This window comes from Pantoea sp. nfd-35 (assembly GCF_056892255.1).
The window spans coordinates 4,353,719-4,363,986 of sequence record NZ_CP122403.1 but is presented as its reverse complement, the minus strand read 5'-3'; the positions used below and the strand labels follow the sequence as shown (position 1 = coordinate 4,363,986).

8 protein-coding genes are annotated in these 10,268 nt (G+C 52.3%); 5 read left to right on the top strand and 3 right to left on the bottom strand.

Features of this window, described 5'->3' with window-relative positions:
- Positions 1-5 precede the first annotated feature (5 nt).
- The 4 genes from P9J57_RS20160 (at position 6) to P9J57_RS20145 (ending at position 6,487) form a co-directional block, all read left to right on the top strand.
- Positions 6-1,010: a family 8 glycosyl hydrolase gene (locus P9J57_RS20160; protein WP_014607007.1), complete on the top strand. Its 1,005-nt coding sequence runs from the start codon at positions 6-8 to the stop codon at positions 1,008-1,010.
- Between the two features lie 205 nt (positions 1,011-1,215).
- Positions 1,216-3,225: a biofilm formation regulator HmsP gene (hmsP, locus tag P9J57_RS20155; protein WP_024472020.1), complete on the top strand. Its 2,010-nt coding sequence runs from the start codon at positions 1,216-1,218 to the stop codon at positions 3,223-3,225.
- Positions 3,226-3,443: 218 nt separating this feature from the next.
- The gene (locus P9J57_RS20150) at positions 3,444-4,733 is read left to right on the top strand and encodes a dicarboxylate/amino acid:cation symporter (protein WP_170934936.1); all 1,290 of its coding nucleotides are present in this window, start codon (positions 3,444-3,446) and stop codon (positions 4,731-4,733) included.
- Between the two features lie 245 nt (positions 4,734-4,978).
- Complete coding sequence (locus P9J57_RS20145) at positions 4,979-6,487, top strand: M16 family metallopeptidase (RefSeq protein ID WP_024472019.1); 1,509 nt, start codon at positions 4,979-4,981, stop codon at positions 6,485-6,487.
- A 4-nt stretch (positions 6,488-6,491) separates the two neighbouring features.
- Here the strand turns inward: P9J57_RS20145 and P9J57_RS20140 are convergent, their stop codons facing one another.
- The 3 genes from P9J57_RS20140 to kdgK form a co-directional block, all read right to left on the bottom strand.
- Positions 6,492-7,364, bottom strand: a complete 873-nt coding sequence (locus P9J57_RS20140; RefSeq protein ID WP_014607005.1) for an alpha/beta hydrolase — start codon at positions 7,362-7,364, stop codon at positions 6,492-6,494.
- Between the two features lie 435 nt (positions 7,365-7,799).
- On the bottom strand, positions 7,800-8,135 hold the full coding sequence (locus P9J57_RS20135) for a VOC family protein (protein WP_246873511.1): 336 nt from the start codon (positions 8,133-8,135) through the stop codon (positions 7,800-7,802).
- Between the two features lie 152 nt (positions 8,136-8,287).
- Positions 8,288-9,220 carry a 2-dehydro-3-deoxygluconokinase gene (kdgK, locus tag P9J57_RS20130; protein WP_014594997.1) on the bottom strand — a complete coding sequence of 311 codons (933 nt, stop codon included), beginning with the start codon at positions 9,218-9,220 and terminating at the stop codon, positions 8,288-8,290.
- Between the two features lie 268 nt (positions 9,221-9,488).
- Between kdgK and pdeH the strand changes: the two genes are divergently transcribed.
- Positions 9,489-10,262, top strand: coding sequence for a cyclic-guanylate-specific phosphodiesterase (pdeH, locus tag P9J57_RS20125; RefSeq protein WP_024472018.1), 774 nt, complete (start codon positions 9,489-9,491; stop codon positions 10,260-10,262).
- Positions 10,263-10,268 lie beyond the last annotated feature (6 nt).

The window sequence follows — 10,268 nt, the reverse complement described above, 5'->3', positions numbered from 1 at the left end:
CTCTGATGAGAGTTAAGCCAGTGTGGTCCGGTATTCTGGTCTTGTTTATGATGTTTTTCAGCACCCAGGCGATGGCAAGTGGTTGGGATACCTATAAAAGCCGCTTTCTTCAGTCAGACGGACGCATTATTGATACGGCAAATAATAATGTCAGTCACACGGAAGGCCAGGGTTACGGCATGTTGCTGGCGGTTGCTTATAACGATCGCGCGACCTTCGATAAACTCTGGAAGTGGACGCGCACGAACCTGCGCAATCCGCAAAACGATCTGTTCTACTGGCGCTACATTCCTGATGCACAGGATCCTGTCGCGGATAAAAATAACGCGTCCGATGGCGATGTGCTGATTGCATGGGCGTTGCAACGGGCTGCGCAAAAATGGAATGCAAGCGATTATCAGCAGGAATCGGACCGCATTCAGCGTGCGATAGTCAAACTCGATGTGACGAACTTCGGTGGCTACACCGTAATGATGCCGGGCGCGCAGGGATTCAATAAGAACAGCTATGTGGTTTTGAATCCCTCTTATTTCCTGTTTGTCGCCTGGCAGGAGTTCGGCCAGCGCAGCCATTTGCAGGTCTGGAACAAGCTGATTGACGGCGGGATGGCGCTGCTGGGCAAGATGCATTTTGGCAACAGCGATCTGCCGCTTGACTGGGTCGCGCTGAACGCCGACGGCTCCGTCGCGCCCGCGGTGGGTTATTCAAATCGCTTTAGTTACGATGCCATCCGCGTGCCGCTGAATATCTGGTGGTACGATCCGCAAAGCCTGGCGCTGGGGCCTTTCCAGCGACTATGGCAGGGCTATGGTCGTATGAATACGCCGGCCTGGTTTGATGTGCTGGCCAATACGGCGGCGCCTTACCATCTGGAAGGCGGCTTGCTGGCGGTACGTGATTTGGTGCTCAACGAAACAGGCTACCTGAGTGACAAACTGTCTCCTGAGCAGAACTACTTTTCTGCCAGCCTGCAGTTACTGACCTGGATGGCTTATCAGGAAAAGCGTTGATCGTGGCCTGAACACAGACGGCAGCATTCCTTCACGGTTCCACATTGAGGGGATGCTGCTGAGGCAACTCTCTTTTTGTTACTTCCTCCTTTCTGAATCGTCTGCTTCCGCCCCCTTAAGCCACAAAATAACGCTGCAATAGGATATACTTGACGCGCTTTTCCAGACGGATATCTAGGCTCTTAGCGAGCCGGGAGTAAAATTTTTGCGCGTAAGCCGATCACTGACGATAAAACAGATGGCAGCCGTTTCTCTGATTGCGACGGTCACCATCAGCATTTTTATCGTTATTCAACTGTTCCATTTTGTGCAGCAGCGCAGGATCGACTACGCCCAGCAAATGGAGAATATCGCGCATACCGTGCGTCAGCCGCTGTCTGAAGCCGTCCTGAAAGCCGATATTCCCCAGGCCGAACGCATTCTTCACTCTCTTAAGCCGGCAGGCATCTTATCGCGCGCGGATGTGGTGTTGCCCAATGCTTTTCAGGCGCTCCACGCGAATTTTGAAAACGAAAAGCCGATTCCCAGGCTGGTGGCCCGTCTGTTTGAGCTGCCGGTGCAAATCACGCTACCGCTCTATTCGGTGGAACATACTGGCTTACCTAAGCCGCTGGCCTATCTGGTGTTACAGGCCAATTCAACGCGTGTTTATCAGTTTATCCTGAGCACGCTCTCGACGATGATCATCACCTACCTACTGCTGGCGCTGATACTGTCGGTCTCGATCAGCTGGTGCATCAACCGGTTAGTGGTGCATCCACTGCGGCGAATTTCGCGTGAGATCCAGGAGTTGCCGCCCCAGTCAATCCTGACGCACAAACTCACCCTGCCTGCCGATCATCGCGACGATGAAATTGGTATGTTGATTCGCAGTTATAACCGCAATCAACACGTGCTGGAGTCCATCCACGATGAGATGAGCCGGTTAACGACGCACTTTGCCGTTACCGATCTGCCTAACCGGGCATTGTTTTTAGCACTGTTGGACCAGTTTATCTCTTCCCGGAGACAGCCTTTTAGTTTGATGGTCATTCGCATTGAAACGCTGCAGGAAGCCAATGGCGTATTAAGCGACGATCAGCGCGATACGCTGATGTTGACGCTGGTCGAGAAAATTCGCAGCACCATTGATGACCACACTGTCTTAGCGCAGACCACAACCAGCGATTTCGTTCTGTTGATGAAATCGGCCAATAACCCGTTTCGCGCCCTGCGTCTGGCCCGTAATCTGATGATTCGCCTAAACCAGCCCGTCAATCTGCATCAATTGCAGCTACGGCCTAACGCCAGCATCGGCCTGGCATTAGGTGAAGAGGGCGAGTCGATGGGCGCCGGTGAGATGCTGGACAGAGCGACCTCGGCCATGATGTCAGCACGCCGTCAGGGCAAAAATCAGATCCTGTTTTTTGATGCCGCGTTAACCGAGCGTGCGCAAAAACGATTGACCCAGGAACATGATATTTTACAAGGCCTGCACGACGAACAGTTTGCCCTTTATCTGCAGCCTCAAATCGATATGCAGACCGGCAGGTTAGCCGGTGCGGAAGCGCTGTTACGCATGCGTCAGGCCGACGGCAGCTATGGCTTATCCGAAGAATTCATTGCCAGTGCTGAAGAGATCGGGGTGATTTCCGCCATTGGCCGTTGGGTCGTTGAGGAAGCCTGTCGCATTCTGGCGGGCTGGCAGCGTCACGGCGTAACGGTGCCGCTGAGTATCAATATTTCTGCCGTACAGTTACGCGATGCCAGCATCGTCAGCCATTTGCACGCTCTGCTTGAGCGGCATCGCATTGCGCCCGGTTCTCTGGTGCTGGAGATTACCGAAACCGCGCAGATTGGCGATGCCGAGCAGGCTATTTCTCTGCTGAGAATGTTGCAAAAAACCGGTGTTGCCGTCGCGCTTGATGACTTTGGGATGGGCTATTCCAACCTGAACTATCTGCACCAGTTTAAGTCATTGCCAGTCAATAAGCTTAAAATGGACCGCAGCTTCGTGGCCGCCTTACCTGAAGATGACACCATGGTGCGCATCGTTGCGGCCATTGCGGATATTATCGATCTGGATGTGATTGCTGAAGGGGTGGAAACCTGTGAGCAGCGTGACTGGCTGCTTGCGCGTGGCATCACGATTGGTCAGGGTTATCTTTACTCTGAAGCCCTGCCGCTGGCGCAGTTCAATGCGCAATGGGTTCCCTCACCTCAACCGGAGGATTAACCCTCTGATTCCTTGATTTTGCAAGAATTTTAGTTACAAAACCCCTTGCTGAAGCGTTTCAGTTCAGAATTACGCTTGTATCATTTCCCCTGACTTTGCAGCCCTGTATTAATCGCGTAAACAGAGTGTTATTTTCTGTCCACTGTCTGGCCCGGCCTGCCTCGCCAGCCAGTCACAATAAAAAATCCGACAACATTACCCTATTCGTTAGTGGATACCTGTTTATGAAACTATTTAAAAGCCTTTATTTCCAGGTTCTGGTCGCCATTGCTATCGGCGTACTTATGGGCCATTTCTATCCAGATTTAGGTACCCAAATGAAGCCGTTAGGGGATGGCTTCGTTAAATTGATCAAAATGATCATCGCGCCTGTGATTTTCTGTACGGTGGTGACCGGTATCGCCGGGATGGAAAGCATGAAAGCCGTCGGCCGCACGGGTGCGGTTGCGCTGCTCTATTTTGAAATCGTCAGTACTATTGCGCTGATTATCGGTCTGATCGTGGTTAACGTTGTACAGCCTGGTGTGGGCATGAACGTTGATCCCGCGACGCTGGATGCGAAAGCTGTGGCCATTTATGCCCAGCAGGCCGAGCAGCAAGGCATCGTTGCCTTCCTACTGGATGTGATTCCGGGCAGCGTGATTGGTGCTTTTGCCAGCGGTAACATTTTGCAGGTCCTGTTATTTGCCGTCCTGTTCGGTTTTGCGCTGCATCGTCTGGGCAACACGGGCACGTTAATTTTCAACGTGATCGAAAGCTTCTCCAAAGTGATTTTTGGCATCATCAATATGATCATGCGCCTTGCGCCTATCGGGGCATTTGGTGCCATGGCCTTTACCATCGGTAAATATGGCGTAGGTTCACTGGTCCAGCTTGGACAGCTGATTATCTGCTTCTATATCACCTGTATTCTGTTTGTGGTGGTGGTGCTGGGACTCATCGCTCGCGTCTTCGGTGGCTTCAGCATCTTTAAATTCATTGCCTATATCAAAGAAGAGCTGCTGATTGTACTGGGCACCTCTTCATCGGAATCTGCACTGCCACGTATGCTGGATAAGATGGAACGGCTGGGTTGTAAGAAGTCCGTGGTGGGGTTGGTGATTCCAACAGGATATTCCTTTAACCTGGACGGAACCTCAATCTACCTGACGATGGCGGCTGTCTTTATCGCCCAGGCCACCAATGCCCACATGGATATCTTCCATCAAATTACGCTGCTGGTCGTGCTACTGCTGTCTTCCAAGGGCGCAGCCGGGGTAACGGGCAGTGGGTTTATTGTGCTGGCGGCAACGCTTTCAGCAGTAGGACATTTACCGGTTGCTGGCCTGGCGCTGATTTTAGGTATTGACCGCTTTATGTCCGAAGCGCGTGCGCTGACCAATCTGGTCGGTAACGGCGTCGCCACGGTGGTGGTGGCAAAATGGGTCGATCAGCTGGATAAAAAACAGTTGGGTGACACGCTGGCGGGCAAAAATAAGGCAGAAAATCCCTCAGAATCTGCGATTTAACCTTTGAATGTGATTTAATCCTCTCAAATGCCCGCTGTCACTTGCCCTGACAGCGGGCATTTGGATAATAAACCTCACTTGTTTTTTTCAACGTTTTTCACTTCGTTGCGTGACATCCCGGTCTTCCTGTGGTCAAACCTGTTGTTAATGATCGGCAGCGCGAATCGGCCATGTCCGGTTTGCTTATAAACGCGGCTAAACGCGCCAGTGATAACGATTTTTGAATTGTTTGAGTAGGGGTTCACATGCAGGGCACCAGAATTCGGCTTTTGGTTGGTGGATTAGTACTGGCAGCGACCAGTTACGGTGCGCCGGCAGAAACGCTGCAACCTGATCCAGCCTGGCAACAGGGAAGACTGGACAACGGATTTAACTGGCAACTGTTGGCAACACCGCAACGGCCAAGCGATCGCATTGAGTTACGCATGGTTGTTAATACCGGTTCACTGGTGGAAAGCGCCCAGCAAACCGGTTTTAGCCACCTTTTGTCACGCCTGGCGCTGGTACACAATACCGCCCTGGATACGAATCAGCAGCGCGCATTATGGCAGCAGAGTATCGATCCACAGCGGCCTCTGCCGCCGGTTATTTCATCGTATGATTACACGCAATACAATTTAAGCCTGCCCAATAACCGCCCTGAGTTACTGAAAGAAGCCCTGAACTGGCTGGCGGCCACGGCGGGTGATATGGCGATTACCAATCAGGTTGTCGATACAGCTCTGTCCGCTTCCGATCCGGTAAGAACCTGGCCTGCGGATACTCAGGATGTCTGGTGGCGCTATCGGCTGAAAGGGTCGGCGTTGCTAGCGCACGATCCGGCTGAGAAACCGCGTGCCCCCGTTGACGTCGCGCAGCTGAAAAGTTTCTACCAGCAGTGGTACACGCCAGATGCCATGACACTTTATGTCGTCGGCAATGTCGACAGCCGCAACCTTTCCGAACAAATCAACAAAGCGTTTTCACCGCTGGAAGGCAAGCGCAGCACCCCTGCATCCATGCCCACCTTGTCTCCTTTACCGCACGATCCGGTTAATCTGGTCAGCGGCACGTTAGCGCAGGATCGCCTGTCCCTTGTCTGGGATACGCCGTGGCAGCCCATCCGGGACTCACAGAACTTGCAGCGTTACTGGCGTAGCGATCTGGCGCGCGAAGCGCTGTTCTGGCACGTGCAGCGCGCGATGAGCAATAAAAAAGTTCAGGGTGTGCAGGTGGGATTTGACTGTCGGGTGCTTTACCAGCGTGCGCAGTGTTCCATTAATATGGATACGCGCAATGACAGCCTGGAACAGAATATGAACCTGGTTGCCCGCGAGCTGGCTGCCGTGCGCGATAACGGTTTGCCACAGGAAGAGTTTGATGCCCTGATGGCCCAAAAACTTCTGGAGCTGAATAAGCTGTTCACAACCTACGCGCGCACAGATACTGACGTGCTGATTAGCCAGCGTTTACGATCGCAGCGCAATTCAGTGGTAGATATTGCCCCGGAGCAGTATCAAAAGCTGCGGCAGGATTTTCTCTCCGGCCTGACGCGCGATCAGCTCAATCAGGAGTTGCGGCAGCAACTTAGTCAGGAGTTAATGATGGTACTGATTCAACCGGAAGGTGAATCAGAAACCAACGTTAAGAGCCTTAAAACGGGCTGGGATAAGCTGATGACGTTGCCTGCGACAGCATCTGCACCAGCGGCAGGCGGGGACGTCAGCCAGCCGGACAGTAACGCTGCCGGTGATGCAGCGCCACCGACCTCCTGATCCATCAGGTTTTTGCCCTGAGCCATTCGGTCACTAACATTGGCCAACTGGCGAGGGGCAAATCCGCGACGCCACGGATGCCAAAACCGTGCCCGCCTTTCTGGTAAAAATGCACTTCGACGGGAACATTGTGTTCCCGTAATGCGCTGAAAAACACCATGCTGTTATTCACCGGGACGGCATCATCATCGGCGGCATGAATCAGCAAGGTCGGCGGCACCTGGTTGTGCACCCGGGTTTCGAGTGAATAGGCATCAATCGCTTTCTGGTCAGGCCATGCGCCTAATAAACGGGTGCGCGAGCCTTCATGGGCCAGGCCATCACGCATACTGATCACAGGATAAACCAGCACCATAGCGTCCGGACGAGGCGAAAAATTCTCTGCGTTGTCCTGAACGGGATAAATCTTCTCCGCAAACCGCGTGCCGAGACTTGCGGCAACGTGGCCGCCAGCCGAAAAACCCATCATAACAATGTATTTGCCGTTCAGCCCACGCTGCGCCCGCTCACGCAGGACGCGCACGGCTCGCTGCGCATCGGCGAGTGGAGCATCTGGTCCTTCATGATGTCCGTCATAGGGCAGGCGATAGGTCATGACGGCCAGGGTGTAACCCATAGAGGTGAAAAAGGTTGCCAGCGCGCTGCCTTCACGGTCAATCATGATGCGATGGTAGCCACCGCCGGGCGCGACCAGGAGCGTAATCCCGTTGGATTCCACAGGATGCCAGATAGCCATTTCCGGGCAGCGAACGCCGGTTGCCACGCGATCGTAGGGTTCGTACTCTTTTGCCGTATCGACGATTTGTGGCTGAGCGCGAGAATCGCTGGCACCGGGCGCATCACCATTAGGCCAGATATTAATGATTTCAGTATTCATAGCTGTGTCCTGATGCGAGAGATGTTGTCGTTGTTTTGTTCGCGGCCGTGAAAACAGCATCCTGCTGTCGCTGTTTAAAAGATGGCCTGTTTTGGCCTAATCGTCCAACTCAAAACCGCTAAAATGCCGAGATTCAGACTATGCCTGGCATGCTGAACATGGTGCTAAGCCGATAATTTTAAAGGAATAAAAATGAATTAAGATTAGCCAGCATTAACGGACGAGGGCAGGATAAAGCAGGAAGAAAACGGGTTGGCTGACTTAAGTAAAATGAATGGATTTTCCTTTTGCCATGACGGAAACGGAGGACATATTTATCGTGTTTTTATTTAAAGAAAGTGATGTGTTGCTGCGCGGTTAATCGCTGTGCAAGCGGGAAGTCTGGCACGGGCTGCACTGCGCCAGAACGCGAGCGCTACGCGCTTTCATCAATCATTAGCCTGTTTCGAGCGTTAAACTTCCAGAAGGATGCCCAGGCAATCTCCCAGTAATCGCCATCGGGATCGCGAAAATAACCGCTGTAGCCGCCCCAGTGGACTTTTTGTGGCGGCTTGACCTGGTTCCGCCGTGATGTTGTACCAAAGCTATGAGATCATCGACCTCCTGCTCTGACTTAACATTTATGGCAAAAGTAATCCCGTTGAACCCGCCGTCAGCCAGCGCAGGCGGATGGCTTTCATTGATATCTTTTGCCAGATTTTGCAGCGGATAAAGCTCAAGCCTGGTGCCGGCATGATTGAAAAACAAAATGGGCGGATTCTGCTCAGTCACCTGCGTTTTAAAACCGATGCCTTTATAAAAGGCCTGGGATTTTCCCTATAACGCCCGCCCAGGCAGACCAGATTGATGCGATTCATACTGACTCTGTTTACAGTCAGGCATGGCCAGGATACTCGTCTCACCCTGGCCACGCGACAGAGCAATTATGCAGGCATATCTTCCTGCGGAATAATCGCCCCACGAAACTGAATAACCGTGCTGGCAGTGAGATGACCACGCTGGGCGGCCTCCTCGACCGAGGCGCCAACCAGACGCTTAGCCAGATAGCCCGCACTGAACGAATCGCCCGCCGCCGTGGTGTCAATAATCTTTTCTTTAGCCAGCATGATTGACGGAACCTCTCTAACAGGCTGGTCTTCCGCGGCAATCAGGCAGGATTCCGCACCGCGCTTGATGACGATCTCGCTAACGCCTGCCTGACGTGCCCGGGCAATGACGTCTTCGACAGGCTGCACGCCCCATAACAGATGCTCGTCATCCAGCGTCAGGAAGGCAATATCCGTGTTATCGAGCATCTTTTGATAGGCCTGGCGAGTACTGGCATTGTCTTTCCACAGGCGAGGCCGGTAATTATTATCGAAAATCACCTTGCCCCCGTTTTTGCGGCAGTTTGCCAGCAGCTGCATGAGCTTTGCACGGCTGGCGTCAGTCAGGATAGCAAGACTGATACCGCTGAGATAAAGGTAGTCGTAATGTTCCAGCTGCTGGCAAATGTCTTCTGCCAGAGGGCCATTAAGCCAGTAGCGTGCCGCCGCGTCATTGCGCCAGTACCAGAATGTGCGCTCGCCCTGGTCGTCTGTCTGGATCATGTACAGACCGGGCATTTTATCCTCAAGGCGTTGGATAAGGTCGGTATGCACGTTTTCCTGCTGCCAGCGGGCGATCATCTGTGCGCTAAAGGGATCGTTTCCCAGCGCCGTCACGTAATCCACCCGGATTTTGTGTTGATCGACCTGTCGGGCAAGGTAAACGGCCGTATTGAGCGTATCACCGCCAAAGCCGCGTTTAATGTTGTCGCCTTTTTCGGACAGTTCAATCATGCATTCACCGATAACGGCGATTTTTTTATGCGTCATGGTTTAAGGCCTGTAGTTTACATTTGCTTCAGTCTCGCGTTTGTTAGCGTCATCGTCAACTTTTTAAAACAGCGTTTTAATTTAATTTAGGGTGAGGTAAAGCGATAATTAACCCGATAAAGCGGCTTGTTTCGGCGATTGTCGCACTAAAAGAGGCGTAGACTCGTTGCTTCAACGTGGCCGGGTTTTCACTAAGTTGTCGAATGTTAAACGATAAACGCTGCCAGGCCGCCAGATGAAGGCGCTTACTATCAACCAGGAAAAGACCATGGTTATGGAGAATTTTAGTCAATGGCTACCTTCTTCAATTGACATCAATCCGCAGCAAAAAAAACGTCTCATCTGGCAACAGTGTCAACGCAGCTATACCTTTCAGCCCATCTATAAGGTTTCGGGGCAACTGCTGGCGATTGAACTGCTGACGGCCATCACACATCCGTCTGAACCAGAGAAGAAACTGTCTCCTGAAGCCTATTTTTCTGAGCTGGAAATAGCACAACGCCTTGATATTGTTCAGGAGCAGTTAGAATTACTCACCCAGTGGGAATCGTTCTTTGGTCGCAATAACGTCATGGCATCAGTGAATATTGACGGCCCTTCGTTGTCGTTGATACAAAACCATGTACCGATTCGCAGTCTGATTACCCGTTTACCCTGGGTTCGCTTTGAGCTGACCGAGCACCACGTCCTGCCTCAGGAGGAGATGGTCGCGCAAATGCCTGAACTGGGGCCGTTGTGGCTGGATGATTTCGGTTCGGGCATGGCGAACTTCTCTGCACTGACCGAGCTTAAATACGACTACATTAAGCTGTCACGTGAACTTTTTATTCTCTTACGTGCGTCAGATGAAGGCCGGATACTTTTTCCCATGCTGTTGTCGCTGATAAATCGTTACTGCAACGGCGTGATTGTTGAAGGCGTTGAGACGCAACAGGAGTGGGATCAGGTTAAATCGTCCCCGGCGATGGCGGCTCAAGGGTATTTTTTTTCTCGTCCTGCTCCCTTTTCCGAACTGGAAAGCCTTCCTGTCCAGCTTGATTGATCCCTT

Coding starts and splice junctions, on each gene's coding strand:
- P9J57_RS20145 (WP_024472019.1), top strand. CDS start 4,979: ATGCAGGGCACCAGAATTCGGCTTTTGGTTGGTGGATTAGTACTGGCA.
- kdgK (WP_014594997.1), bottom strand. CDS start 9,220: ATGACGCATAAAAAAATCGCCGTTATCGGTGAATGCATGATTGAACTG.
- P9J57_RS20160 (WP_014607007.1), top strand. CDS start 6: ATGAGAGTTAAGCCAGTGTGGTCCGGTATTCTGGTCTTGTTTATGATG.
- P9J57_RS20140 (WP_014607005.1), bottom strand. CDS start 7,364: ATGAATACTGAAATCATTAATATCTGGCCTAATGGTGATGCGCCCGGT.
- pdeH (WP_024472018.1), top strand. CDS start 9,489: ATGGTTATGGAGAATTTTAGTCAATGGCTACCTTCTTCAATTGACATC.